Raw genomic sequence first — 26718 nt, 5'->3', positions numbered from 1 at the left:
TGAAAATTCCTCCTTTTTAAATTGAAACATTAAGTGAATATAAAATAAAAAAAGCCTTCTAAGAAGAAGGCTTTCGGTTTGAATAGAGTCTTCTTCTCATCTGTCAAATCTTTCACAATTTGCTGGAATTAGCACCTTATTAACAAAATGTTAATGGTTGCTGAGGCGTCACAGGGCCAGTCCCTCTACCTCTCTAGATAAGAATGTTCGTATGAAATTTTTATTATGTTTTTAACTTTACAACAAAAGATAATTGAATTGCAAATTTATTTTGAAAAATTTTTATTTTTCCGCAAGTGTCATTGACTTTTACTTTTGTGCATGCTAAATTTATTAAAAAATTAACAAACATTGTTAAAAGGGGAACGCATTTCCTTTTAGCTACATAAATAAAATAATAAAGACAACTCTTATTGAGAGCGGTGGAGGGAAAGGCCCTGTGAAACCCGGCAACCTTCAAACGAAATGTTTGAAACGGTGCTAATACCTGCAAAACGAATGTTTTGCATAATAAGAGGAGGAACGATTATGTCCCCCTCTTCAAAGTGAAGAGGGGGTTTTTATATTGATAGAAATGAGGGAGATTCGTGAAATTACTAGATTTATTATCAAAAGGAATTGTAATAGGTGATGGTGCGGTTGGGACGTTATTGCATTCACATGGCTTGCAAAGTAGCTTTGAAGAATTGAATGTATCTGATCCAGACTTAATTATATCGATTCATAAACAATATGTAGCTGCTGGAGCAGATGTAATTCAAACGAATACGTATGGAGCAAATGAGGCGAAATTACGTATGTACGGCTTAGAAAATCAAGTTACAGAAATTAATAGAGCGGCAGTAAAACTGGCGAAAGCATCTGTGACAGATAAAAATGCAATTTTAGGAACAATTGGTGGTATGAAACATATCGGAGCCGTTACAACGACTGATATGGAAAGGGAGTTTATGCTACTTGAACAGGCAGGGGCTTTACTAGAAGAACAGGTTGATGGATTACTATTAGAAACTTTTTACGATGAATTTGAATTACTTCATGCTGTTAAAGTATTGCGTAAGCAAACGAACATTCCAATTGTTGCTCAATTAGCGTTACATGAAGCAGGTACGACTCAAAATGGAAATGATGTCAATGAAATATTAAAGCAACTTATAGATTACGGTGCAAATGTTGTTGGATTAAATTGTCAACTAGGGCCGCTTCATATGACGGAGGCTTTCAAAATGATATCGATTCCGCAAAATGGCTATTTATCAGCATACCCAAATGCAGGTCTCCCGAATTATGTGGAGGGACGTTACGTATATGAGGGAAGCCCAGCTTATTTTGAGGCGATGACGCCGAGATTTATTGAGCAAGGTATTCGGTTATTAGGTGGTTGTTGTGGTACGACTCCAGAACATATTCAAAGTATGAAGCACGCTGTTGCGAATGTTACACCTGTAATAGAAAAAGACACCATTCAAAGGCCGAAAGTTGTTCATACGCATGAGAAACGTTCGAAGGCTCACGTCACTCTAGCAGAGAAAGCGAAAAAACAAACGACAGTTGTAGTGGAATTAGATCCACCGAAAACGTTAGATACACAGCGGTTTTTTGAAGGAGCAAGAGCTTTAAAAAGAGCGGGAGCAGATGCTATTACTCTAGCAGATAATTCATTAGCATCGCCTCGTATTTCTAATATGGCAATGGGTGCGTTATTAACGAAGCATGATATCCCGGTATTGACACATTTAACGTGTAGGGATCATAACGTCATTGGACTACAATCTCATTTGTTAGGTTTATCGGCGTTAGGGATGGAAGAAGTGTTAGCTTTAACTGGTGATCCAGCGCGCGTTGGTGATTTTCCTGGTGCAACTTCTGTATACGATTTGTCCTCTATTGAGCTCATTAAAATGATTAAAGAAATGAACGATGGACGTTCAATTTTAGGGAAATCAATTGGACCGGCGACAAGGTTTTCTGTAGGCGGCGCATTTAATCCTCACGTGAGGCACTTAAAAGCAGCGGTTAAGCGAATGGAACGAAAAATAGATGCTGGAGCGGAATATTTTTTAACTCAGCCAATTTACGATATCGCGTTAATTGAAGAAGTGTATGAAGCGACAAAGCATTTGGAACAACCTATTTTTATTGGAATTATGCCGTTAGTAAGTAAGCGGAATGCAGATTTTCTTCATTTTGAGGTACCGGGTATTACTCTTCCAGAAGAAATAAGAGAGAGAATGGATGGACACGAAACGAAAGAGGCGGCAATTGAGGAAGGGATTCGCATTTCGCAAGAATTGATCGACGCAGCGATGAAATATTTTAATGGTATTTATCTTATTACACCATTTTTAAAATATGAAATTACAGAACATCTTGTTAAATATGTAAGAGAAAAGCAAGAAGTGAAAGAAGGTATTAATTGATGAAGTGTATAGAAGAAAAATTACAAAATAGCATTTTAATATTAGATGGTGCAATGGGAACAATGATTCAGCAAGAGGATTTAACTGCTGAAGATTTCGGAGGAGAAGAGTACGAGGGCTGTAATGAATATTTAGTAGAAACAAGACCAGACGTTATTTTAAAGATTCATAAAGCTTATATTGAAGCTGGAGCGGATATTATTGAAACAAATACATTTGGGGCAACGAATATTGTACTAAGTGATTATGAGCTGTCTCATTTAGATGAAGAACTAAATGAAAAGGCAGCACTTTTGGCGAAGCAAGCTGTTAAAGAAAGCGGTAAGGAAGTATATGTTGCGGGAGCGATGGGACCAACAACGAAAGCAATTAGTGTTACTGGTGGTGTGACTTTTGAAGAATTGATTGAGGCTTATACAAGGCAGGCACGAGGATTATTAAAAGGAGAAGTTGATGTATTACTCGTTGAGACGAGTCAAGATATGCGTAACGTGAAAGCAGCTTATATTGGAATTCAAGCTGCTTTTGAAGAACTGAAAAAAACGGTTCCTATTATGATTTCAGGAACGATTGAGCCAATGGGAACGACTCTGGCTGGGCAAACAATTGAAGCTTTTTATTTATCAGTAGAACATATGAAACCATTATCTGTTGGGTTAAATTGTGCGACTGGTCCGGAGTTTATGAGGGACCATATTCGTTCACTATCTGATTTATCGGAGTGTTACATTTCTTGTTATCCAAATGCAGGTCTTCCTGATGAAGATGGACATTACCATGAGTCTCCATCTTCTCTCGCTGAAAAGGTGAAGCGATTTGCTGAAGAAGGATGGGTTAATATTATCGGTGGTTGTTGTGGCACGACACCAGAACATATAAAAGCAATGAAAGAAGCACTAGCATCTCTTAAGCCTCGTGACCATCATGAGAGAGAAGGACATGGAATTAGTGGATTAGAGGCACTGCAATATGATGAGTCTATGAGACCGTTATTTGTAGGTGAAAGAACGAATGTTATTGGATCACGTAAATTTAAACGATTAGTAGCAGAAGGGAAATTTGAAGAGGCTGCTGAAGTGGCAAGAGCGCAAGTGAAGAAAAATGCTCATATTATTGATATTTGTATGGCAGATCCTGATCGTGATGAAATAGAAGATATGGAGAAATTTTTGACAGAAGTTACGAAAGTGTTAAAAGTACCGATTATGATTGATTCAACGGATGAAAATGTTATGGCAAGAGCACTTACTTATATTCAAGGAAAAGCTGTTATCAACTCTATTAATTTAGAAGATGGAGAAGAGCGTTTTGAAAAGGTAACACCGCTTCTTCGTAAGTATGGTGCTGCAATTGTAGTTGGTACAATCGATGAAGATGGTATGGCAGTAAGTGCTGAAAGAAAATTAGAAATTGCAAAAAGAAGTTACGAATTATTAACGACGAAATATGGGATACGCCCGTCAGATATTATTTTTGATGCACTTGTGTTTCCAGTAGGGACAGGTGATGAAGAATATATTGGTTCAGCGGCAGCGACTATAGAGGGCATTCGCCTTATTAAAGAAGCGTTACCAGAGTGTTTAACGATTTTAGGTGTAAGTAACATATCATTTGGTTTACCACCGGCTGGACGTGAAGTATTGAATTCCGTCTTTTTATATCATGCTACGAAGGCTGGATTAGATTACGCGATTGTTAATACGGAAAAATTAGAACGCTATGCGTCGATTCCAGAGGAAGAAAAACACCTTGCAGATGCATTACTGTTTGAAACGACGAAAGAGACGTTAGAAGAATTTACAAACTTTTACCGAGTCGCTAAAAAGAAAGATGTCGTTGTGCAAGAAACGTTAACGCTAGATGAACGACTAGCAAATTATATTGTAGAAGGTACGAAACAAGGATTACACGAGGATTTAAGTCTTGCACTTGAAGAAGGAAGAAAACCTCTTGATATTATTAACGGTCCGCTTATGACAGGGATGGATGAGGTAGGACGACTATTTAATAATAATGAACTTATTGTTGCTGAAGTATTGCAAAGTGCCGAAAGTATGAAAGCTGCTGTAAGTTATTTAGAGCCACATATGGAATCTAGCGATAGTGCAAAAAAAGGGAAAGTATTATTAGCAACTGTAAAAGGTGATGTGCATGATATTGGGAAAAATCTCGTTGAAATTATTTTAGCGAATAACGGATATGAGATTATTAATTTAGGAATTAATGTACGTTCGGATCGAATTGTTCAAGAAGTACAAGAAAAGAAGCCGGACATTATAGGCCTTTCAGGTTTATTAGTAAAATCAGCGCAACAAATGGTAACGACTGCTGAAGATTTAAAAGCAGCAAATATTGATGTTCCCATTGTTGTAGGTGGTGCAGCGTTAACGAGAAAGTTTACAGATAATCGGATTTCACCATCATATAAAGGGCTCGTTTGTTATGCGAGTGATGCGATGACGGGGCTCGATATTATTAATAAGCTTCAAAAAGAAGAAGAGCGTGAGAAGATGAAACAGGATAAAAAAGAACGTCATCTTCATATCGTAAAAAAAGAGGAGAAGAAAGTAGAAATTCCAGCAGTAATTGAGCCATTACCGAAGGCTGAGGTTATGGTGCCTGATTCAACAAAACGAATTGTATTACGTGATATTCCGGCTCTTCATCTCGCTCCATTTTTAAATAGACAAATGCTACTTGGGCATCACCTTGGATTAAAAGGAAATGTGAAGAAGCTTTTGAAAGAGGGAGATAAGAGAGCACATGAATTAAATGATTTAATAGATGAATTATTGCAGGAAGGACAATCTTGGTTAAAGCCGAAAGCAGTGTATCAATTTTTCCCAGCGCAAAGAGACGGACAAAACATTGTAATATATGATCCAGAAGATCATACGCGTGTTATAGAGCGTTTCACATTCCCTAGACAAGGAAAGGCTCCCTATCGTACTTTAGGCGATTATTTGCGCCCAATTGGAGATGAGATGGACTATGTTGCTTTCTTATCTGTTACGGTTGGGGAAGGAGTTCGGGACATTGCTGAAGAGTGGAAGGCGAAAGGTGATTACTTACGTAGTCATGCCATTCAATCGTTAGCGCTTGAATTAGCAGAAGGACTTGCTGAAAAAACACATATGCTCATTCGTGACCGCTGGGGCATTCCAGACTCACCTGAACTGACGATGGAAGAACGTTTCCGTACGAAATATAGAGGAATACGCGTGTCATTTGGTTATCCGGCGTGTCCAGAACTTGCAGATCAAGAAAAGCTATTTCGCTTAATTCATCCAGAGGAAATAGGTATTTCATTAACAGAAGGATTCATGATGGAGCCAGAAGCGTCCGTAACGGCTATGGTATTTTCTCACCCTGAGGCAAGATATTTTAGTGTATTATAGTCTAGAAGGGGGAGACGTATGAAGAAAATAGTCTTTACAGGTGGCGGTTCGGCAGGACATGTAACACCTAATTTAGCCATTATCCCATATTTACAGGAAGACAACTGGGATATCTCTTATATTGGTTCTCACCAAGGTATTGAGAAAACGATTATAGAAAAGGAAGGCATTCCCTACTATAGTATTTCGAGTGGAAAGCTACGTCGTTATTTTGATTTAAAAAATATAAAAGATCCTTTTCTTGTAATGAAGGGGGTTATGGATGCGTATGTAAGAATTCGAAAACTAAAACCAGATGTGATTTTTTCAAAAGGCGGTTTCGTATCCGTACCAGTCGTAATTGGAGGATGGCTAAATAGAGTACCAGTTTTATTACATGAATCTGATATGACGCCAGGACTAGCAAATAAAATTGCGCTTCGTTTTGCTTCGAAAATATTTGTTACATTTGAAGAAGCGGCGAAACATTTACCGAGAGAAAAAGTAATATATACGGGATCTCCTGTACGTGAAGAAGTGCTGAAGGGAAATCGTGAAACAGGTTTAGCATTTTTAGGTTTTTCACGTAAAAAGCCAGTTATTACGATTATGGGAGGTAGCTTGGGCGCGAAAAAAATTAATGATACGGCTCGAGAAGCATTACCAGAACTTCTTAAAAAGTATCAAATTGTTCACCTTTGCGGAAAAGGTAACCTTGATGAAAGTTTACAAAATAAAGAAGGATATAGACAATTTGAATATGTACATGGAGAACTGCCAGATATATTAGCGGTAACAGATTTTGTTATTTCACGCGCGGGCTCCAACGCAATTTTTGAATTTTTAACATTACAAAAGCCGATGGTTTTAATTCCATTATCGAAATTTGCAAGCCGTGGAGATCAAATATTAAATGCAGAGTCCTTTGAAAGGCAAGGGTATGCCTCCGTATTATATGAAGAAGATGTAACTGTAAAATCTCTTATAAAGTATGTCGAAGAATTGAATCAAAATAATGAGAAGTATAAAACAGCACTAAAAAAATATAATGGAAAAGAAGCAATTAAAACAATCATTCAAAATATTTCAGAGGCATGATGAAACAATCATGCCTCTTTTAGTAGGGTGAAAGATTCCAAGAATTGATATTTTTATGTTACAATAAAGTGAAACTTTAATCAGTTGGGGGCATCCTCCATCTAACTTCTTTGCTTTCACTGGAATTTGAGGAGGGGGTTTTACTGCCCTCAAATAGCGGGATAACAAATGGGTTAATAGGGAAATTCCAATTAATGAAGCGTGAAAATACGAATGGATTAGGAGTGACTGTGTTGGAGCTAAGTCTCTATGAAAATACTGCACTTATTATATGCTTTGTGTTGTACGTTGGTAGTGTTATTGTTTATATTTCAAGGAAATTTTCGCAAGAAAGAGAGCTTGAAAAATCAGAGATAACAGCTGAACTAGAAATGTTAGCTGATGAAAGTTATAAAAAACAAAAAATAAAAGAAGACCATGAAGCATCCCATCATTTAAACGCAAATAAGTTTTAAAGATGGGGATTTTTTTTGAAGTTGTTCTTTATTATAGCTATAACAATTAACGCTAAAAAGGAGTTTCCCCATACATAATGAAGGAGTGTATATAAATGAATTTTTATATCGCCTCAGGTTTCCAAAATAAACATCTTGTATGTTCCGTAGCAAATGAACTGAAACATGCAGGATGGCACCATACATATGATTGGACCAAAAACGAAAGAGCAGTGAATCAAGAACAATTAAGAGAAATTGGTCAGGCAGAAAAAAATGCTGTAAAAGAAGCGGATGTGTTTTTACTTATATTAGATGGCGGAAACGGGAGCCATACAGAGTTTGGAATGGCGATTGCACTAGAGAAAACGATATATGTATATCATGCAGGAAACCCGCTCCAAACAACGTTCTATCACTTGCCAGAAATAAATATTTTTGAAGGAGATGTAGCTGAGTTTGCATCTTATGTTATGAATCATGTGAAATAATAGTAACTACCTAAAAGGTTATAAAAGTGATCTTTTGGGTACAGTGATGATAAGAAACGTATATAAAGGAGTACATAATATGAAATTAGAAAATGGATGGGAAACGAGCTTTTTAGAAGTCGTACAAAATAGTGAATTTAAGAAAGAGGCACTTCTTAGTCAATTGCTTTGTCAGGATAGTGAAGAAGTAGAAGAGCTTGTGGATGATTACGGCTACGAAGAACTTGTTGAACGTGAACATGATGATGAGTTAGCTGAAATCTTAGGAGAAGAACTTTTTAGTGAGATGGAACGCCAAGTATTCTTATCTTCAAACCCAGAAGAAAAACTTATTGCATTCGTCAATGGATTAGGTTTTCATGTGTTAGATTGGATCGTTCTTCTTGAAACAGAATTTGGCATTGATAGTGCAACCTTTACATCAGATGCTGTAAAGGTGTTAGAAAAGCGTTTCAGACAGTTTCCGTACATAGAGAACAATACAATTTTTGATATGACATTTGGAGAATCGATGGATGTATTAGAATCTGTTACAGGATTACAACTAAAGGAAAAGATGAACATATAATGAAAAAAGAACGTGATTCAATCACGTTCTTTTTTTACATAATAATAATTTTATCATCTAGTTTTGTCTGCCCGGTAAGAAGTGCGTTTAAATATTCCACTTTTCTTATACAAGCTTGTATATGTCTTTCAACCTCTTGTAACTCTGCTTGGTGATGTGTTTCAATTGGATGAATTTGTACGTTGAATTTTTCAAATTGACTACTATATGTTATTTCTGCATAGCCGCTCATAATATCGGTTTCGTTATGAAATAAAAATTGCCTCGTTTTGTCACAGAATGATACATCCTGAAAGCCATATACTTTTAATGCTTCAATTACTTTTTTAATCATTTTTGTATTCATTTTTTTAACCCTCTTTACGAAGTTCTACTTTTATATTATAACATAAAAAATTACATAGAAAGCGCTTCCAAGTGTATTTTATTATAAACTTTACGTTTCAATCACAAAAATGAAACAAAGAAAAAATAATTGTAAAGAAGGAAGGACTCTTTTATTGTTTCGTCATATATATAGAGAAATAGTGCAATGAAAGGAAATTTTCCGAGGTGGAGATCGTATTTCCAATTTGAGCGCAGTAAAAGAGGTGAGAATCTTGAACTTTGATATTGTAGGACAAAAAGCATATATAAAAGATGGACCGCATCGGAACCGAATTGGAATTGTAAAGAAAAACGAGACAAAATTAGCATCGCAGTTTGCTATTGTAATTGGAGAACAAATTATTGATGTAGAGCTAAAGGATATCGTGTTAGTTGGAGTAGACGTAGGACAATTTCATAAATGGTGCGAACAAAATGGTTATTTGTGAAAAGGACGGGCTGTGAGATAATGAAATATATTTGAGGAAAGAGAATATATTATTGTATTCTCTTTTTCTATGTTTAAGGAGGCGAAAATGAAATATAAAGAACAGGAGTTTACGTTGGAGTTAAAAGAGAACATTCAATGTATGGAGAAGGAAATAGAGCGAATGGCACTTAAATTGTATAAAGAGTATTCGCATTTATACATAGAAAAAAACATGGAATTAGATATGGGATTTGCAAGAGAAAAAGAGAATCCCTTTGAGGTGGGTTATTATTCAACAGTTGCTATAGCTATATTAGATGAAGAAAAAGAGATGATTAAATTTCACAATATTCCAATTTAAGGATGTTAAAGAATCTTTTTAGGAATGCCAATTCAATCAAACATTTTGGGTAGTAAGAAAGTAGGAGAACTCGCTGATGAATCTTGTTATGAGATTGAGGAAGAGTTAAAAGAGCAATTAGAAGAATACTTGGAGTGATAATTCTCAAGATAAGATCTATAAAGAGGGAACGGAATAAAAAAGACGCTAACAATTGTATGTTAGCGTCTTTTTTTCATTATGAAGCAATTTCACCAGTTTTTGTATCATCTTGATTGTACGTATCTTGATCTAATTCACCAAGCCATTTACTTGAAATAAGACCTGCTGTCATAGAACCACTTACGTTAAGAGCTGTACGACCCATATCGATTAATGGCTCAACCGAGATAACTAGAGCAACAATACCGATTGGTAAGTTCATTGTAGATAGTACGATTAAAGCTGCGAATGTTGCACCGCCACCAACTCCGGCAACACCGAATGAGCTAATAGCAACAACAGCGATTAAAGTTAAAATAAATTGTGGTTGTAATGGATCAATTCCTACAGTTGGAGCGACCATCATTGCAAGCATTGCTGGATAAATACCTGCGCAACCGTTTTGTCCGATAGATACCCCAAATGAAGCTGCGAAGTTTGCAATTCCTTCGGAGATACCAAGCTTTTCTTTTTGAGCTTCAATATTTAATGGCATCGCACCAGCACTAGAGCGAGATGTGAATGCAAAAGTTAGTACAGGGAACACTTTTTTCAAATATTGAATTGGATTTAAACCAGACAATGCAATTAATAATAAGTGAATGATAAACATTACGATAAGTGCTACATAAGAGGCTAATACGAAGTTACCAAGCTTTAAAATAGCATTTATATCACTACCAGCAACTGTTTTTGCCATAAGAGCTAATACGCCGTATGGAGTAAGGCGTAAAATTAATGTTACCATACGCATTACGATTGCATATACAGCATCAAGCATTTTCTTAAATAGCTCTGCTTGTTCTGGATATTTTCGTTTTACACCTATAAAGGCAATGCCGATAAAGGCTGCAAATATTACGACAGAAATTGTTGATGTTGGACGAGCGCCTGTTAAATCAAGAAACGGATTTGTAGGCAATAGCTCTAATAATTTATCTGGAATTGTTGTCTTTTCAATAGAAGTAAATCTTTCTTCAACTAGTTTCAGACGAGCAGATTCTGCATCACCTTGTTGCAAGCCTGTTGCAGATACATCAAATCCTGCACTTGCAGCGATACCGACAGCTGCAGCGATTCCTGTAGTAAGAATTAAAATTCCGATAATAAGACCACTAATTTTACCAAGGTTTTTCGTTAACTGTAATTTTGTAAATGCTGAAATAATAGATACTAAAATAAGTGGCATAACGATCATTTGAAGTAATTTCACATAACCGTTACCAATTAAGCCAAACCAAGTATTTGATTCAATAATTACTTTAGAAGTTGGCTCATAAATGAATTGTAATATAAGACCGAATAAAATTCCGACTCCTAAAGCGGTAAATACACGTTTATTAAAAGATACATGCTTACGTTGCATATAATATAATACGCCAACTAAGATGAGCATGACTGCAACGTTAATTCCGACAAGCAGTGTATTCATGTTGATTCCCCCTAATTCCAATCTGTTATATAGAATATAAGGTAATAAAACCTATAAGTCAACTAGGAAATTGCGGGATTAAAAAAAAGATGGCAAAATGCCATCTTTTAATGTCCAGCCCCAGGGACAAGTAAAAATGTCGTGTAGTATGTAAATCCTATGAAGAAAACAGTTAAATATGCCCCAAATACGTATATATACATACGCTCTGTTAATTTTAAATAGCTTAAAAGTACGAAGAAACCTGTTTGTCCTAAAAATAGTAGTGCAGCCTGTTGCATATCTCCTACGTAAAACATAACCGAGAAAATTCCAGTCCAAAAGCCGAGAACGCGAAACATGCGATCCATGCTATTTCCCTCCTTTTCTAGAAAAAGTAAAACCTCTTTTCATTATAGTTTATTTTTCTTACTATTGTAAATATTCGTTCATATAAAAAGAAGCCAATTATTATTGGCTTCTTTTTATATGATAAATTAAATTGTTAGTTTATAATTACAAGATTTACATCCATCTAATAGACTATCATGTCGAGTTAATTCCATGTTAGGGAATAGGATTTCAAAAATGCCTTTCATCATATCTCCGTGCATGTTACAAATTTCAGTTGGATGATGAACAGCAACTTCTTTAAATGGACAATTGTGTACATCATAGAAAATTTTTGTTCCATCTGCACTTAATTCAAATGCAGGTGATAAGCCGGCTGTTGAGAAAGCTTCTTTTGCAATTTGAACTTTTTGCTCTACTGTTAAAGCATCTTCACTCACATTTAAACGTTGCATATGTTGTTGCATTAATTCGGCCCCGAATTGTTTTCCTGTTTCGTATAGCGCTTTTTCACCAGCAGCGCCAAGGCTAAGTAAAGAATTAAATGCTATTCTTGCTAACAATTGATAATCACGGAATGGAAATTGCAATTGAATAACATCTTCAGATAAGACATATAATCTGCTTGGTCTTCCGCCTTTTCCAGTTTTCTTCGTTTCCGATTTAAGCATATGAACATCTTCTAATTTAGATAAATGTAAACGCGCTACGTTTGGATGAATATCGAATTCATCTGCAATTTCTTGTACAGTTACGTAACTATGTTTTTGCGAAATATATTTATAAATGTAATAACGAGTTGGGTCAGCTAAAACACCTGTAATTTTTAAAGCTTGTTCCATGAGGATCTCCACCTTTATCACTTTATCCAAGATAATAACATTATAATACAGATAAACATGAGTATAGGTAATTTCAGACAATAATTCAGAAATTGTTCATAATTTCACAAACATATTTTTCCTTTTCGTTCTAGTGAAAATACAAAATTCCAAATTTTTATTGTGCATGTTTTCATGCTATATACATAGTGAGGAGGGAAAAGTGATGAATGGGATTGAAATTTTTGCTAATACAATTTTAAAAGAAGCGTGTAGGGTACAAGCGTCAGATTTACATATTGTGCCCCGGCAGAAGGATGTAGCGGTGCAACTACGTGTAGGAAAAGATTTAATGACGAGACATTGTATTGAAAAGGAGTTTGGAGAAAAACTTGTCTCACATTTTAAATTTTTAGCATCTATGGACATAGGAGAGAAACGGAAGCCACAGAATGGTTCGTTGTATTTGCAAATTGATGGACAAGAAGTGTATTTACGCCTTTCAACACTTCCAACAGTATATCAAGAAAGTCTCGTTATTCGCCTTCATTTACAAGCATCTGTGCAGCCCTTATCACATCTTTCGTTATTTCCAAGTACGGCAGCAAAACTACTCTCGTTTTTACGCTATTCACAGGGGCTACTCGTGTTTACTGGACCGACTGGTTCTGGGAAGACAACGACAATGTATGCATTATTAGAGGTAATTAGAAAAAAGAAAACACGTCGCATCATTACACTTGAAGATCCGGTTGAAAAAAGAAGTGACGATGTATTACAAATTCAAATAAATGAAAAAGCGGGTCTCACATATGAAACAGGATTAAAGGCTATTTTACGTCATGATCCAGATATTATTTTAGTCGGTGAAATCCGTGATGAAGAAACAGCAAAAATAGCTATAAGAGCAAGTTTGACAGGACATTTAGTCATGACAACGCTGCATACGAATGATGCGAAAGGAGCAATCATTCGTTTCATGGATTATGGTATAACGAGGCAAGAGATTGAACAGTCTTTATTGGCTGTAGCTGCACAGCGACTTGTCGAATTGAAGTGTCCGTTTTGCAGAGGAAAGTGCTCAACTTTATGTAAATCAATGAGGCAAGTAAGGCAAGCAAGCATTTATGAGCTGCTATATGGATATGAGTTAAAACAAGCGCTTAAAGAAGCAGATGGAGAATGTGTTACTTACAAACATGAGACTTTAGAATCGTCAATAAGAAAAGGATATGCTTTAGGTTTTTTAGAAGATGATGTTTATGTTTAAGAAAACTTGGAGTTTAAGTGATCAAGTAGTATTGTTGAAACGTTTAGGAGAATTACTAGAAAAAGGCTACTCTCTTTTACAAGCATTAGAATTTTTACAGTTTCAATTACCTGTAGAAAAGAAAGTACAATTGCAGCACATGATTGAGGGGTTAAAAGATGGGAAAAGTCTACACGATTCTTTTCATCAGTTAAAGTTTCATCAGGACATGTTAAGTTATTTATTTTATGCCGAGCAACATGGTGATATTTCTTTTGCTTTGCAACAAGGAAGTGCACTTCTTTATAAGAAAGATAAGTATAGGAGAGATATGATGAAAATCATGCAGTATCCTATGTTTTTAATGTTTTTTCTACTAATCATGCTTTTTATTTTCAACCTCATTTTATTACCTCAGGTTGAAATGGTTTATAGTTCGTTCGGTTCTAATACACCACTACTTACAGAACAAATTTTAAGTGCAATAAAACTGCTACCTTACATTATTTTAACCGCTATTTTAACTGTTATTATTGGATGTAGTTTGTATATGTTGTATTTTAGGAAACTTCCTCATATTAGCCAGGTAAAAATCATGCTTCGTATGCCCCTCATCAAAACATTTCTTATTTTAAAGCATTCACATTATTTTGCTACTCAGTTGAGTGGTTTATTAAATGGTGGACTATCAGTATGCGAAGCTTTAACAATAATGATGGAGCAAAGATATCATCCGTTCTTTCAATATGAAGCGAGCCGGATTGAAAGACAATTAATTGGAGGAGAACGGTTACAATCTATCATTGCTAAAAGTGGGTATTACGAGAAAGAACTTTCTTATGTTATTACGCATGGACAAGCAAACGGCAATTTAGCGATTGAATTAGGTGACTATAGCGATCTTATTATGGAAAAGATGGAACGGAAAATTAAACATATGTTAGTTATCATTCAGCCTATTTTATTTATATGTATTGGAGGAATCGTTGTCCTTATGTATTTAGCGATGATTATGCCGATGTTTCAAATGATGAATTCTATTTAGGGGGCATTTGTATGCAGAATGAGGAAGGATTTACTCTGTTAGAGATGCTATTAGTAATGGTTGTCATAACTATATTATTACTATTAATTATTCCAAATGTAGTTACACAGCGTTCATCGGTCCAAGGAAAAGGGTGTGCAGCTTACGTGAAATCTATAGAAGCACAAATACAAGTATATCAATTACAACATAATAAAATTCCATCGTTAAAAGAACTGACAGATGAAAAGTATATTACAACTGATAAGTGCCCGAATGGCGAATCTATTCATATTTCAGATGATGGCGCAGTATCAATTAGGGCATTGTGAAACAACAGGGGTTTACTTTTTTAGAAATGTTACTCGTTTTATTTGCTATTTCTGTATTAAGTATAGTTACGTATTTTAGTGTTCATTCCTTATACGAGCGACAAAAAGTTGAACAATTTTTGAGACAGTTTTCAAATGATATTTTGTATATGCAGCAATTAGCGATAAATCGTCAAAAGCACTATACATTACGTTGGCATAAAGATAGAAATATGTATGCTATAAAAGAGTCAGGTACAAAGTATTATATCGTCAAGAGAGAGTATGAAGAAGATATACAAATTGATTTGCATACGTTTCCAAATCCGATGACATATAATCCAAGTGGGAATATTAATAGAGGTGGTACGATTATAATTTCATATCGAAATTATAAATATGAAATTGTATTTCAGCTTGGAAGAGGGAGATTTACGTATCGTGAAATGTCAAAAAGGATCCATAATGGCTGAAATGATTGTATCGTTAAGTATTTTAATGATGGCTGTATCGTTACTACTACCGCAAACAGTATTAGTTATGCAAGAAAGAAAAAATATACAAATTCGTTATAAGGCATCTGGATTATTAAAAAAGGAAGCAATTATATATATGTATGGAAATGAAGAAAAGCGAATAATAGAAAAGAATATAAATGGAATTGTGTATTACACATATTGGGGAGGCAATGAAGTTTGTACCATGTGGAGAGATGTGAAAGACAGAGTGATGGAACAATGCTTTTATGTAGGAGAAAAAATAAATTAGAATTTGGTTTTTCATTAATAGAAATGATTGTATGTCTGTTTCTATTATCAATATTTTTTTTGCTCTTTCCCCGCCTACATTTCATTGAAATGGAAAATAAACAGACAAAAGGATTAAATGATTGGGAGTGGGATGTATTTTTAGGTCAAATGCAATTGGAGTTTCGTGAAGTATCATCTGGAGAACAGCTAGCATTTGAAAATGGAGAAAGTATTTTACGATTTCGATCGCGTAATGGGAGTGAAGTATCGTATGAAAAAGAGAATAGTCGTCTTATAAGAAAGGTAAATAGGCGCGGGAGGGAAGTTGTTTTACAAAATATTGGAACGGTTTCTTACAAACTAACACCTCATGTACTCATTATAAATGTGAAAGATACTAGCGGAAAAATATATGAAGGTGTAGTTATGCGATATAGTGAAATGGAAATGAATGTATGAGAGGGCAAAATGGGTTTACAATGCCTGGAACACTCATCTTTCTTATTTTATTAACTTCTTTTTTTATATACGAAACAAATATGTTGTTTACAGATAAAAATTTTTATATAGAAATAGAACAAAAGTTTTTACTGGATGAACTACTTAACCGATCTATTACAGATATAAAAAAAGACTTACAGCAAAAAGAAAAAGAAGGTGCATTTTTCTTTCAGTATGAAAAGGGAGAAGTGAGTGGAAATTATATCTTTGAAAATGATTTAATTCTCGTTGCGTTGCAGTGTACACTCAAACAGGAAGCTTTCTATACGGTGAGCTTTCGGTATAGAAAAAAGGATGGAAAAATAGTCGATTGGATAGAAGGATAATATGTAAAAAATACGAAGAAAAACCAGGGATTTCTATTGTAAATTGAATTGATTTTTTAGAAGAAATGGATAAATATAATGATTAAAAGTTTAAATTTTCTCAAAAAAGAGAAAGGTAGAAAGAATGTGATATATTCATGCTATCCAATCATTATTTTTAGGGAGAATAGGGAAATGACAAACAACAATCAAATAGGTGAAAATAAGGAACAAACTATTTTTGATCATAAAGGAAATACGATTATGACAGAAGATAGAGAAATACACATTATTTCAAAATTCGAAGAACCTCTTATTGTCGTATTAGCAAATGTACTAAGTGATGAAGAGTGTGGTGAATTAATTGAAATGTCTAAAAATAAAATGAAGCGTTCTAAAGTTGGTTCATCACGTGATGTAAATGATATTCGAACAAGTAGCGGTGCATTTTTGGAAGACAATGAACTTACTTCAAAGATTGAAAAACGAATTTCATCTATCATGAATGTTCCTGCGTCGCATGGTGAAGGATTGCACATTTTAAATTATGAAGTGGATCAACAATATAAAGCACACTATGATTATTTTGCGGAACATAGTAGATCAGCTGCTAACAATCGTATTAGTACGCTTGTAATGTACTTAAATGATGTAGAAGAAGGCGGGGAAACGTACTTCCCGAAATTAAATCTTTCTGTACATCCTAGAAAGGGAATGGCAGTATACTTTGAGTATTTTTATCAAGATCAATCACTAAATGAGCTTACGTTACATGGAGGGGCACCTGTAACGAAAGGCGAGAAATGGATTGCAACGCAGTGGGTGAGAAGAGGTACTTATAAGTAAAAGCGAGTGTTACGTTTTGTTCTTCATAGTATAAGAACAAAACGTTTTTTTATTAAACAAAGTAGCATCTTTCGTTATAATAACAATTAATAAATGACGATTGAGAGGACAGAAAATGAAATCTATATACATAACCGGCTATATGGGAGCAGGGAAAACAACAATTGGAAAAGCATTAAGTCAAGAACTTCAAATGGATGTTGTAGATACTGATCAAAAAATCGAAGAGAAGCAAGAGAAGGCAATTCGTGATATTTTTGCCGAAGAAGGCGAAACGGCTTTTCGGGAATATGAAAGCGAAATGTTACGTTCGCTACCAGTCCATAATGTCATTATTACAACTGGTGGGGGAATTATTGAACGAGCGGAAAATCGCAAGTGGATGAAAGAGAACGGAACTGTCGTGTATTTATATTGTGATCCGCATGTAATTGCAGAGAGGCTTCGTGAAGATACGACACGTCCACTATTTCAAAAGAAAGATATAGATGCATTTGTAACGAAATTTGAATTACGCCGAGCTTATTATGAAGAGGCTCATATTCATATCGATACGACAAATAAGTCTGTAAAGCAAATTATGAATGAATTAAAGGAAAAGATTAATGTATAAAAAAGTGGACATACTAATGAAGTAGAGGTGATGATAATATGTCTACTAATGATTATGTTCGCTTTGTGACGCAGCAGTTTGTGTCGTATATGGATGCTCCAAAAGAAGATCGAAAACAAAAGAAAGAACAACGCCGTGCTGAAAAAGAGCCATTTATGAATAAGTGGTTTGGTGTTATGCCGCTGAGTGCTGCTTTGTTTTATCGAAATGTAAAAAGTAAAAGAAAAAAATCAAGTTAAATTTTAGTCATATGTCTAGCAAAATAAAGATCCCCTAGTGTCGTAATACACCAGGGGATTTTTATTTACTGCACGGATTCTTGTTCTTCCGTAACGGCATGTATTTTATTGTTCACCCATACGAACCCTATTCCGATACAAATAGAAATGCCCCAGCCGACAGCGGTCATAATCGCTCTCATTTCACCGTAGCCATCTACACCAAAAACAGAGATGAAATAAATTTTTAAGAAGCTTTTTAATATGAATTGTAGGCCGAAAAATAACGTTAAGTATTGTAGTGCTGGATAGATACGACTATCACGATACAGTTCACGACTTTTATCGCGGTCATGTCCTTGCAGCGCTGCAATATCCGCAGCGAAATATAACATGAGTGGTTTTTTTATGAAAATTGTACAGATGACGATAATACCGAGTACGATGTGATAATATGCATCATTCCACAACATTCGTTCAGCTGACCCAGATAATAGATCTACCGTTGTATTAGAAATGAGTGTAATTAAAATAAAGAACCCTGTCACGTTAAACTGTTTTTCTTTTTTAAAGGTATACAGTGTATAAATAATCCCCGGAACAGAGGAAAGTAACATCGCGTAATAAGGATCGATATAAGGTTTTGCAAATTTCCAAATGAGGAATGGGATTACGAGATAAAAGACAAGATCTAATATAGCTTTTTTATTTTGATTCATACAAAGCCTCCTTAAGTCATACATATATTTTATAATATAATTTCTGAAAATTGTATAAGGTTTAATGGGAAAAGAAAAAATATATCAATTTTTGAGGGATTAGTAGATTGAAAAAAATTGCCCCTAGCGTAGTAAGTTTTTTTAGTATATAATAAAGGAAACGCTTTCATTTTTAATTTGTTCACAAAATGGACGGAAAATCACATATTTACTATCGATATGTTGCTTTATAATGAAACTAATTAAATATACATGCATACAATATTGTGAAATAAATAACATAAATAATCTATATAAATGTAAACGTTATCAAAAGAGAGAGGTGGAGACAATGAGTAAATTTTTCTTCAATCATAATCCAGCAACAGTAGAGGATGGAAGGCTTGTTAAATATGCTGAAATTATTTATGGAGAAGGTGGCCGTTCTGTATTAGAAAATTTAATGGTGAAGGCATCTATCAGATTGCGTGATCGTTATCCGAATAAATCTGACGAGCAGATCTCGAACCTAGTAAATAAAGGCATCCATGATATGTTTCAAAAATATGTGAGCGAGTAAGAGTAGCCAATGGCTGCTCTTATTTTTTGTATAAGGATTGTAACTCTAGCTGAAAATAAACATGTATTTTGAAAAACGCAAAAAGGAGTGGGAAAGATGAGCAATGGAATTGGACGTTCGAAAGAAAATCTTCCAACTGATGCAAATCATGTGAGCGCAAAGGATCGTGCACAGCAGAAACGTATGGCACAGAAAAAGCAGCAAGAGCGTAGTGGCGATAGCGAGTAGGGTAGAAAATAGCTCAAAAGAGGCTCCTTCTAAAGCAGAAGGAGCTTCTTCAAGATAGAAAATGATTCGCGGTAACATAAAAAAGGCCACCGTTAATAATTTGCACTGTAATACGTGGTTCATACTGTTCTTGCAGAGCTTGTTTTTCAATTTCATAGCTCTCAGGAAGTTCGTCACTTTCTTCATAAAAACGGTTTAAAAGGTCTAGATCATGATTCCAACGCACTCTTGCTTCTTTTGCCCACGTATGGTCATCTTCTGCAATTATATTTTTTAAAGCGTCTTCTATGCGTTGTAAACCACTTTGAGGTTTAATGATGGGCGAGAGCGTAAAACAAAAATCAGGTATTTTTGGTGTAAGTTTAATGTTTGTTAATGTTTCATGAAAGTTTGCCATCATTGTTCCAGAAATGAGATGAATGCCAATCGAGTGAAGGATGTCTTTTTTTCGATCACATTGATAGGAAACTTTTATATTAATACCGAGCCAAGGGTGGAGCGGTGTATGTGTTGCCCCATTATGTCTTACATCCTCATATAAACGTATGTAAGAGCCTAATTCTTTTGTCGTTTGGAAAATTTGATGTAGACGTGGTGAACCGTAGTGAATAAGCTCACCATCATTTTCTTCATTTTCTGGATTTGTAATAAGAGTAAGGCGCATCGGATTCGGTACGCCTCCTGTTTTCTCAAGATAGTGCCAATAAAAAGGGCGATTCATTAATAATTTATCCATCTCAATTGTTAACTGTACATCTAATAAATGAGGAGAACGTTCTAAAATTTCACAGTTATTCGCCTCAAAGAAATTGTATAAGTAATTATGAATTTCATGTTGCTGCATAGCCTTGCACCTCAGCTTCATTTCGTTTCGCAAAGTCGATTATAGATGTTAAGTTTTCCATCTTAATTCTAATTTCACCTTCGCTTTTTGATTGCGCGAAAATTTCTTGAATGTGCGCGTCGATGTTTTTCATATTAATTCTCGTTAAAATTTCATCGAGTTCACCGATAACACGCTCGAATAAGTTGATTTTTTCATATAACAGTTTCAGAATATGTTCTTCAACAGTATGCTTTGTAGCTAAGTTATAAATATGAACATCATTCTTTTGACCGAGACGGTGAATACGTCCGATTCTTTGCTCAAGACGCATTGGATTCCATGGCAAATCATAATTGATCATATGGCTACAAAACTGTAAGTTAATGCCTTCTCCGCCAGCTTCCGTTGCAATTAACACTTGGGCACGATTTTGGAAAAGTTCCTTCATCCAATCTTTCTTCCCGCGTTTAAATCCGCCGCGGAATGGGACAGAAGAAATACCGTGTTGTTGTAAAAACCATTGTAAGTACATCTGTGATGCTCGGTATTCCGTGAAAATGACGACTTTATCGTCAATTTCTTTTATAAGCTCTAGAGCTTTAGTTGCTTTCGAGTTGAAAGGAATATGATTAATTTTGTCCATTAGCACATCGATATGTGGATCTTTTATATAATGTTCATTTTCTTTCTGTCTTTTTTCTACATGCTTTTTCAATGAATAGTAAACAGCCTCACGACTACTGCACGCTTCCCGTTTTAAAGTTAACGATGAGAAAGCAGATGTGAAGGCGTCTTGCCCTCGCCAATTTTCGATATCATTATATAGAGCTTGTTCTTGTTCATTAAACTCAACAAAAATTGTACGTACATGTCTCTTCGGCCAATCGATACCGGTATTATGTCGTCTATTTCGCACCATTACTTTGTTAATGAGAGCTTTTAAGTCTTCATCTGATTCGGCTGAACGATTTTTGGAAGCGTAATATTCTTCAAAGTTGGATTGATTGCCTAAATGTCCTGGCTTTAATAAAGAAACAAGGTTAAAAATTTCATCAATCTTATTTTGAACAGGAGTAGCGGTTAGTAATAAACAAAACTTCTTTTTTAATCGTTGTGCAAATTCATAGTTTTTTGTTTTATTATTTTTCAGTTTATGTGCTTCATCGATAATAATAAGGTCATATTCTAAGTTCAACACGATATCGCGATGTGGTGAACGTTTCGCAGTATCAATTGATGATACGATTACGTCAGCTTGTTCCCACGAGTAGCTTTTCTTTTGTGCTACAGCGGGAATGAAAAACTTTGTATTCAGCTCGTATGCCCATTGTGATACGAGAGAGGCTGGGACAAGTATAAGTACCTTTTTCACAAGCCCGCGGACCATGTATTCTTTCAAAATAAGTCCAGCTTCGATTGTTTTTCCAAGACCTACTTCATCTGCTAGAATCGCTTTACCATTCATTTGTTCAATCACATTTTGAGCGACTTCTAATTGATGCGGAAGCGGCGTGAAATGGGATAAATGTTTCGGTGCTTGTAGTCCATCAAAAGTAGGAACAAGTAACGATTTTTCTGTTTCATAAGCTAAGTGATATAAATCCCAGTTTGTCCAAGGACCATCTTCATCAATTCTATTTAAAAAATTGTTTTGCCACGTCCGATCTACGGAAATATCGACATTCATTACGACTCTCCCACCTTTTATAAACTAAAGTAATTATTTTTTAATGTATGATGATTTGCCTCAAAAGAAGGCATAATTATCGTTATTAAAGGCTATATGATAGACAATAATAAAGTATTAAATCTCAAAAGCTGTATTTATTGTGTTTTAAAATAAAAAATTCTAAATTATTTTTTATGCTAGAATATTGATGAAATATAGCGAATGATGTTAGGATAATGGTGTGAAATGTGTGGAATCTTTCGTATTTTATCCAAGAAAGTGATTTTTTATTTACGCTTTCATAAAAAAATATAATGAGATTCCGTATATCCTATCTTTTCAGAATGAAAATGTTTAGAAAAAGGAAGCAACTTTTATTGATTTGTCAAAGCATAAGGGGGAGAGAGCATGATTACATTACAACGTACACCGTTATTTGATGTATACGCGAAGTATGGTGGGAAAACAATCGACTTCGGTGGTTGGGAATTACCAGTTCAATTTTCAAGCATTAAAGAAGAACACGAAGCTGTACGTACAGCTGCAGGTTTGTTCGATGTGTCTCATATGGGAGAAGTTGAAGTAAAAGGTGTAGATAGTTTAGCATTTTTACAACGTGTTGTTACAAATGACGTATCTACCTTAAAGGTAGGGGGCGCACAATATACAGCTATGTGCTACGAAAATGGTGGTACAGTAGATGATTTATTAATCTACAAACGTGGTGAAGAAGACTATTTATTAGTAATCAATGCATCAAATATCGAGAAAGATTACGAATGGTTAGCAAGTCATGTAATTGGCGATGCGACAGTAGTCAATGTTTCTAGTGAAGTTGCACAGCTTGCAATTCAAGGACCAAAAGCAGAAGGCATTTTACAAAAAGTTGTGTCAGAAGATTTGAAAGAAATTAAGTTCTTTAAATTTAAAAACGATATTCTTGTAGATGGAATTCCAGCACTTGTATCTCGTACAGGTTATACAGGTGAAGATGGATTCGAAATTTACTGTAAGAGTGAAGATGCTGCAAAACTTTGGGGGAAACTTCTTGAAGTTGGAGCAGAAGAGGGCTTAAAAGCATGTGGTTTAGGTGCTCGTGATACACTTCGATTCGAAGCAACATTACCACTTTATGGACAAGAATTATCAAAAGATATTACACCGATTGAGGCTGGAATTGGCTTTGCGGTAAAAACAAATAAAGAAGCAGACTTCTTTGGAAAAGCAACGTTAAAAGAGCAAAAAGAAAACGGTGCGCCTCGTAAATTAGTCGGCATTGAAGTAATCGAACGTGGAATTCCTCGTACGCATTACCCTGTATTTATTGGTGAAGAAAAAATTGGGGAAGTAACGAGTGGTACACAATCTCCAACGTTAAAGAAAAGCATTGGTTTAGCACTAATTGATGTAAAATACGCAGCAGTTGATACAGAAGTAGAAATTGAAATTCGTAATAAACGCGTCAAAGCAGTAGTTGTTCCAACACCATTTTACAAACGTTCAAAGTAACGGGGAGAGGGGTAGATTTCATGTTGCATCGTTATCTTCCAATGACAGAAGAAGACAAAAAAGAAATGTTACAAACGATCGGCGTTCAAACGATCGATGAATTATTCTCTGATATTCCAGAGAGTGTTCGTTTTAAAGGGGATTTAAAAATTAAAGAAGCAAAATCAGAGCCAGAGCTTTTAAAAGAGCTATCTCAAATGGCTAGTAAAAATGCTAACTTAAAAGAATACGCTTCTTTCTTAGGAGCAGGCGTATACGATCATTATGCTCCAGTAATTGTAGATCATGTTATTTCTCGCTCAGAATTTTATACAGCTTACACACCATACCAACCGGAAATTTCACAAGGGGAATTACAAGCAATCTTTGAATTCCAAACAATGATTTGTGAATTAACAGGAATGGATGTAGCAAACTCTTCTATGTATGACGGGGGTACAGCTTTAGCTGAAGCGGCAATGTTAGCAGCTGGCCATACTCGCAAAAAGAAAATTCTTGTATCTAGCGCGGTTCATCCAGAATCAAGAGCAGTACTTGAAACGTATGCAAAAGGTCAAAATCTTGAAGTTGTTGAAATTAATCATAAAGATGGTGTAACAGATTTAGACGTATTACAAAGTGAAGTAGATGATACAGTTGCTTGTGTAATCGTTCAATATCCAAACTTCTTCGGACAAGTTGAAAAATTAGCTGATATTGAAAAAATCGTTCATCAACAAAAATCATTATTTATCGTTTCTTCAAATCCATTATCATTAGGCGCATTAACACCACCAGGGAAATTTGGTGCTGATATTGTAATCGGTGATGCACAACCATTCGGTATTCCAACGCAGTTTGGTGGACCGCACTGTGGTTACTTTGCAACAACGAAAGCATTTATGCGTAAAATTCCAGGACGTCTTGTTGGACAAACTGTAGATTCAGATGGTAAACGTGGATTTGTATTAACGTTACAAGCACGTGAACAGCATATTCGCCGTGATAAAGCGACGTCTAATATTTGTTCAAACCAAGCGTTAAATGCATTAGCAGCTTCTGTTGCAATGACGGCACTTGGCAAACAAGGTGTGAAAGAAATGGCACGTCAAAACATTTCTAAAGCACAGTATGCAAAACGTCAATTTGAGGCGAAAGGCTTCACAGTAACATTTGCTGGGCCATTCTTCAATGAGTTTGTTGTAGATTGCAAACGTCCAGTGAAAGAAGTAAACGATGCATTATTACAAAAGAATATTATCGGTGGTTACGATCTAGGCCGTGATTATAAAGAGCATGAAAACCATATGCTTGTAGCAGTAACTGAGCTTCGTACAAAAGAGGAAATTGACACACTTGTAAACGAAATGGGGGCTATCCAATGAAGAACCAAGACCAAGCACTTATCTTTGAAGTGAGTAAAGAAGGACGCATAGGATATAGCTTACCCAAATTAGATGTAGAAGAAGTGAAACTAGAAGATGTGTTTGAGAGCGATTATATTCGAGTAGAAGATGCAGAGCTACCAGAAGTATCTGAACTTGATATTATGCGCCACTATACAGCACTTTCAAACCGTAACCACGGTGTTGATTCTGGATTCTATCCACTTGGATCTTGTACGATGAAATATAATCCGAAAATTAATGAGAGTGTAGCTCGTTTCGCAGGATTTGCAAATATTCATCCACTGCAAGATGAAAAGACAGTACAAGGTGCAATGGAATTAATGTATGACTTACAAGAGCATTTAATTGAAATTACAGGTATGGATACTGTTACTTTACAACCAGCAGCTGGTGCACACGGAGAATGGACAGGTTTAATGTTAATTCGTGCATACCATGAAGCGAATGGTGACTTTAACCGTACGAAAGTAATTGTACCTGACTCTGCTCACGGAACGAACCCGGCATCTGCAACTGTAGCTGGTTTTGAAACAATTACAGTAAAATCAAATGAAAATGGCCTTGTTGACTTAGAAGACTTAAAACGTGTTGTAAACGAAGAAACAGCAGCACTTATGTTAACAAATCCTAATACATTAGGTCTATTCGAAGAAAATATTTTAGAAATGGCAGAAATCGTCCATAATGCAGGCGGTAAGTTATACTATGATGGTGCAAACTTAAATGCGGTATTAAGCCAAGCACGCCCAGGAGATATGGGATTTGACGTTGTGCATTTAAACCTTCATAAAACATTTACAGGTCCTCACGGCGGTGGTGGCCCAGGTTCTGGTCCAGTAGGTGTGAAAGCTGATTTAATTCCGTACTTACCAAAACCGATTTTAGAAAAAACGGAAAATGGTTATCACTTCAACTACGACCGTCCAGAAGCAATTGGTCGTGTGAAGCCATTCTATGGTAACTTCGGAATTAACGTTCGTGCATACACGTATATTCGCTCTATGGGTCCAGATGGCTTGCGTGCAGTAACTGAGTATGCTGTATTAAATGCGAACTATATGATGAGAAGATTAGCGCCATTCTACGATCTTCCATTCGATAGACATTGTAAGCATGAATTTGTATTATCAGGTCGTCGTCAAAAGAAACTTGGCGTACGTACATTAGATATTGCAAAACGTCTGCTTGATTTCGGTTACCATCCACCAACAATTTACTTCCCATTAAATGTGGAAGAATGTATTATGATTGAGCCGACAGAAACAGAATCAAAAGAAACATTAGATGGTTTCATTGATAAGATGATTCAAATCGCTAAAGAAGTAGAAGAAAATCCAGAAGTTGTACAAGAAGCACCGCATACGACAGTCATTAAACGTTTAGACGAAACGATGGCTGCACGTAAACCAGTTTTACGTTATGCAAAGCCAGCTCCTGTACAAGTTTGATTAGAATAACAAAAGGAGAACTCGCTGCGGCGGGTTCTCCTTTTGTATGGAGAATTTGTGCAGAAATAGTGAAGAAAATGTTAAAAAATTATATTTTTTGTTTCCTAATGGTGTAAAGGTGTAGTTTTATAGGTAGTTTTGTTGAAAAAGTCGGTTTGATAAAAGTATTTATTTTTGTTAGAATTTTATTGAAATTAAGAAGATGTGATGAGGCAAAAATTACTCATTTTTATGTATATGTGAAAAAA

The 26718-nt window shown here is 35.4% G+C and carries 30 protein-coding genes, 1 pseudogene and 2 riboswitches; of the genes and pseudogenes, 23 read left to right on the top strand and 8 right to left on the bottom strand.

Annotation, left to right across the window (positions count from 1 at the left end; genetic code table 11):
- Positions 1 to 93: 93 nt before the first annotated feature.
- Positions 94 to 204, bottom strand: a riboswitch (SAM riboswitch).
- A gap of 203 nt (positions 205 to 407) precedes the next feature.
- Positions 408 to 517, top strand: a riboswitch (SAM riboswitch).
- Positions 518 to 587: 70 nt separating this feature from the next.
- The 6 genes from ATL10_RS12215 to ATL10_RS12185 all read left to right on the top strand — a co-directional run bounded on the left by ATL10_RS12215 (position 588) and on the right by ATL10_RS12185 (position 8388).
- Positions 588 to 2420 (top strand): bifunctional homocysteine S-methyltransferase/methylenetetrahydrofolate reductase, encoded by a 1833-nt coding sequence (locus ATL10_RS12215; RefSeq protein WP_000770353.1) that lies wholly within the window; start codon positions 588 to 590, stop codon positions 2418 to 2420.
- Positions 2420 to 5818, top strand: coding sequence for a methionine synthase (gene metH, locus ATL10_RS12210; protein WP_098235761.1), 3399 nt, complete (start codon positions 2420 to 2422; stop codon positions 5816 to 5818). The genes ATL10_RS12215 and metH overlap by 1 nt, the downstream gene beginning before the upstream one ends.
- Positions 5819 to 5836: 18 nt before the next feature.
- Entirely contained in the window at positions 5837 to 6895 is a 1059-nt protein-coding gene (murG, locus tag ATL10_RS12205) for an undecaprenyldiphospho-muramoylpentapeptide beta-N-acetylglucosaminyltransferase (protein ID WP_089171761.1), read from the top strand.
- 194 nt (positions 6896 to 7089) lie between these two features.
- Positions 7090 to 7350 carry a DUF3966 domain-containing protein gene (locus tag ATL10_RS12195; RefSeq protein ID WP_000817964.1) on the top strand — a complete coding sequence of 87 codons (261 nt, stop codon included), beginning with the start codon at positions 7090 to 7092 and terminating at the stop codon, positions 7348 to 7350.
- Between the two features lie 95 nt (positions 7351 to 7445).
- Complete coding sequence (locus tag ATL10_RS12190; protein ID WP_001012331.1) at positions 7446 to 7820, top strand: nucleoside 2-deoxyribosyltransferase; 375 nt, start codon at positions 7446 to 7448, stop codon at positions 7818 to 7820.
- Between the two features lie 79 nt (positions 7821 to 7899).
- Positions 7900 to 8388: a hypothetical protein gene (locus ATL10_RS12185; protein ID WP_141541665.1), complete on the top strand. Its 489-nt coding sequence runs from the start codon at positions 7900 to 7902 to the stop codon at positions 8386 to 8388.
- 34 nt (positions 8389 to 8422) lie between these two features.
- Here the strand turns inward: ATL10_RS12185 and ATL10_RS12180 are convergent, their stop codons facing one another.
- A complete protein-coding gene (locus ATL10_RS12180; RefSeq protein WP_001093240.1) occupies positions 8423 to 8734 on the bottom strand; it encodes a hypothetical protein in 312 nt (103 codons plus the stop codon).
- Positions 8735 to 8987: 253 nt separating this feature from the next.
- Between ATL10_RS12180 and ATL10_RS12175 the strand changes: the two genes are divergently transcribed.
- Together ATL10_RS12175 and ATL10_RS31860 are read left to right on the top strand one after the other, a co-directional pair.
- Positions 8988 to 9203 carry a DUF3912 family protein gene (locus tag ATL10_RS12175; RefSeq protein ID WP_001008326.1) on the top strand — a complete coding sequence of 72 codons (216 nt, stop codon included), beginning with the start codon at positions 8988 to 8990 and terminating at the stop codon, positions 9201 to 9203.
- A gap of 87 nt (positions 9204 to 9290) precedes the next feature.
- Positions 9291 to 9683: pseudogene (locus tag ATL10_RS31860) on the top strand (hypothetical protein).
- A gap of 79 nt (positions 9684 to 9762) precedes the next feature.
- On the opposite strand, the gene ATL10_RS12165 reads toward ATL10_RS31860, so the two are convergent.
- The 3 genes from ATL10_RS12165 to ATL10_RS12155 all read right to left on the bottom strand — a co-directional run bounded on the left by ATL10_RS12165 (position 9763) and on the right by ATL10_RS12155 (position 12329).
- Positions 9763 to 11157 carry an L-cystine transporter gene (locus tag ATL10_RS12165; RefSeq protein WP_001094344.1) on the bottom strand — a complete coding sequence of 465 codons (1395 nt, stop codon included), beginning with the start codon at positions 11155 to 11157 and terminating at the stop codon, positions 9763 to 9765.
- A 107-nt stretch (positions 11158 to 11264) separates the two neighbouring features.
- Complete coding sequence (locus tag ATL10_RS12160; RefSeq protein WP_000375619.1) at positions 11265 to 11507, bottom strand: DUF2626 domain-containing protein; 243 nt, start codon at positions 11505 to 11507, stop codon at positions 11265 to 11267.
- Positions 11508 to 11633: 126 nt separating this feature from the next.
- Positions 11634 to 12329, bottom strand: coding sequence for a helix-turn-helix transcriptional regulator (locus tag ATL10_RS12155; protein ID WP_000434107.1), 696 nt, complete (start codon positions 12327 to 12329; stop codon positions 11634 to 11636).
- Between the two features lie 205 nt (positions 12330 to 12534).
- On the opposite strand from ATL10_RS12155, the gene comGA reads away from it, so the two are divergent.
- The 10 genes from comGA to ATL10_RS12105 all read left to right on the top strand — a co-directional run bounded on the left by comGA (position 12535) and on the right by ATL10_RS12105 (position 18145).
- On the top strand, positions 12535 to 13578 hold the full coding sequence (comGA, locus tag ATL10_RS12150) for a competence type IV pilus ATPase ComGA (protein ID WP_001013187.1): 1044 nt from the start codon (positions 12535 to 12537) through the stop codon (positions 13576 to 13578).
- A complete protein-coding gene (comGB, locus tag ATL10_RS12145) occupies positions 13571 to 14602 on the top strand; it encodes a competence type IV pilus assembly protein ComGB (RefSeq protein ID WP_090977070.1) in 1032 nt (343 codons plus the stop codon). The genes comGA and comGB overlap by 8 nt, the downstream gene beginning before the upstream one ends.
- Positions 14603 to 14613: 11 nt before the next feature.
- Complete coding sequence (gene comGC, locus ATL10_RS12140; protein WP_001178687.1) at positions 14614 to 14913, top strand: competence type IV pilus major pilin ComGC; 300 nt, start codon at positions 14614 to 14616, stop codon at positions 14911 to 14913.
- Positions 14910 to 15365 carry a competence type IV pilus minor pilin ComGD gene (gene comGD, locus ATL10_RS12135; protein ID WP_000813141.1) on the top strand — a complete coding sequence of 152 codons (456 nt, stop codon included), beginning with the start codon at positions 14910 to 14912 and terminating at the stop codon, positions 15363 to 15365. The genes comGC and comGD overlap by 4 nt, the downstream gene beginning before the upstream one ends.
- The gene (locus tag ATL10_RS12130) at positions 15358 to 15660 is read left to right on the top strand and encodes a hypothetical protein (RefSeq protein ID WP_000829462.1); all 303 of its coding nucleotides are present in this window, start codon (positions 15358 to 15360) and stop codon (positions 15658 to 15660) included. The genes comGD and ATL10_RS12130 overlap by 8 nt, the downstream gene beginning before the upstream one ends.
- Positions 15630 to 16100 (top strand): competence type IV pilus minor pilin ComGF, encoded by a 471-nt coding sequence (gene comGF / locus ATL10_RS12125; RefSeq protein ID WP_141548224.1) that lies wholly within the window; start codon positions 15630 to 15632, stop codon positions 16098 to 16100. The genes ATL10_RS12130 and comGF overlap by 31 nt, the downstream gene beginning before the upstream one ends.
- Positions 16097 to 16468 (top strand): competence type IV pilus minor pilin ComGG, encoded by a 372-nt coding sequence (gene comGG / locus ATL10_RS12120; RefSeq protein WP_023523011.1) that lies wholly within the window; start codon positions 16097 to 16099, stop codon positions 16466 to 16468. Before comGF ends, comGG begins: the two co-directional genes overlap by 4 nt.
- 174 nt (positions 16469 to 16642) lie before the next feature.
- The gene (locus ATL10_RS12115) at positions 16643 to 17293 is read left to right on the top strand and encodes a 2OG-Fe(II) oxygenase (RefSeq protein ID WP_139213258.1); all 651 of its coding nucleotides are present in this window, start codon (positions 16643 to 16645) and stop codon (positions 17291 to 17293) included.
- A 115-nt stretch (positions 17294 to 17408) separates the two neighbouring features.
- The gene (locus ATL10_RS12110; RefSeq protein WP_000836660.1) at positions 17409 to 17906 is read left to right on the top strand and encodes a shikimate kinase; all 498 of its coding nucleotides are present in this window, start codon (positions 17409 to 17411) and stop codon (positions 17904 to 17906) included.
- 38 nt (positions 17907 to 17944) lie between these two features.
- Entirely contained in the window at positions 17945 to 18145 is a 201-nt protein-coding gene (locus ATL10_RS12105; RefSeq protein WP_000106083.1) for a YqzE family protein, read from the top strand.
- A 65-nt stretch (positions 18146 to 18210) separates the two neighbouring features.
- On the opposite strand, the gene ATL10_RS12100 is transcribed toward ATL10_RS12105, so the two are convergent.
- On the bottom strand, positions 18211 to 18843 hold the full coding sequence (locus ATL10_RS12100) for a VC0807 family protein (protein WP_001073111.1): 633 nt from the start codon (positions 18841 to 18843) through the stop codon (positions 18211 to 18213).
- 141 nt (positions 18844 to 18984) lie between these two features.
- Complete coding sequence (locus ATL10_RS12095) at positions 18985 to 19101, bottom strand: hypothetical protein (protein WP_001987222.1); 117 nt, start codon at positions 19099 to 19101, stop codon at positions 18985 to 18987.
- A 73-nt stretch (positions 19102 to 19174) separates the two neighbouring features.
- Between ATL10_RS12095 and ATL10_RS12090 the strand changes: the two genes are divergently transcribed.
- Together ATL10_RS12090 and ATL10_RS31855 are read left to right on the top strand one after the other, a co-directional pair.
- Positions 19175 to 19402: a hypothetical protein gene (locus ATL10_RS12090; RefSeq protein ID WP_000032702.1), complete on the top strand. Its 228-nt coding sequence runs from the start codon at positions 19175 to 19177 to the stop codon at positions 19400 to 19402.
- 96 nt (positions 19403 to 19498) lie between these two features.
- Positions 19499 to 19630 carry a hypothetical protein gene (locus ATL10_RS31855; RefSeq protein WP_000064665.1) on the top strand — a complete coding sequence of 44 codons (132 nt, stop codon included), beginning with the start codon at positions 19499 to 19501 and terminating at the stop codon, positions 19628 to 19630.
- 49 nt (positions 19631 to 19679) lie between these two features.
- On the opposite strand, the gene ATL10_RS12080 is transcribed toward ATL10_RS31855, so the two are convergent.
- Both ATL10_RS12080 and ATL10_RS12075 read right to left on the bottom strand, forming a co-directional pair.
- Positions 19680 to 20474 carry a YqhG family protein gene (locus ATL10_RS12080; protein ID WP_001183963.1) on the bottom strand — a complete coding sequence of 265 codons (795 nt, stop codon included), beginning with the start codon at positions 20472 to 20474 and terminating at the stop codon, positions 19680 to 19682.
- The gene (locus tag ATL10_RS12075; RefSeq protein ID WP_001100040.1) at positions 20461 to 22143 is read right to left on the bottom strand and encodes a DEAD/DEAH box helicase; all 1683 of its coding nucleotides are present in this window, start codon (positions 22141 to 22143) and stop codon (positions 20461 to 20463) included. Before ATL10_RS12075 ends, ATL10_RS12080 begins: the two co-directional genes overlap by 14 nt.
- 390 nt (positions 22144 to 22533) lie before the next feature.
- Between ATL10_RS12075 and gcvT the strand changes: the two genes are divergently transcribed.
- Genes gcvT through gcvPB form a run of 3 tightly spaced genes read left to right on the top strand, consistent with a single transcriptional unit; the run spans position 22534 to position 26470 of the window.
- The gene (gene gcvT / locus ATL10_RS12070; protein WP_110496950.1) at positions 22534 to 23634 is read left to right on the top strand and encodes a glycine cleavage system aminomethyltransferase GcvT; all 1101 of its coding nucleotides are present in this window, start codon (positions 22534 to 22536) and stop codon (positions 23632 to 23634) included.
- Between the two features lie 20 nt (positions 23635 to 23654).
- The gene (gcvPA, locus tag ATL10_RS12065) at positions 23655 to 24998 is read left to right on the top strand and encodes an aminomethyl-transferring glycine dehydrogenase subunit 1 (protein WP_000903240.1); all 1344 of its coding nucleotides are present in this window, start codon (positions 23655 to 23657) and stop codon (positions 24996 to 24998) included.
- Entirely contained in the window at positions 24995 to 26470 is a 1476-nt protein-coding gene (gene gcvPB, locus ATL10_RS12060; RefSeq protein WP_000795702.1) for an aminomethyl-transferring glycine dehydrogenase subunit 2, read from the top strand. The genes gcvPA and gcvPB overlap by 4 nt, the downstream gene beginning before the upstream one ends.
- The last annotated feature ends 248 nt before the right edge of the window (positions 26471 to 26718 follow it).

Source organism: Bacillus sp. 196mf (assembly GCF_003217275.1).
Lineage (GTDB): Bacteria > Bacillota > Bacilli > Bacillales > Bacillaceae_G > Bacillus_A > Bacillus_A thuringiensis_S.
Note: the sequence above shows the minus strand (reverse complement) of the source record. Positions and strands in the feature narration are given on the sequence as shown.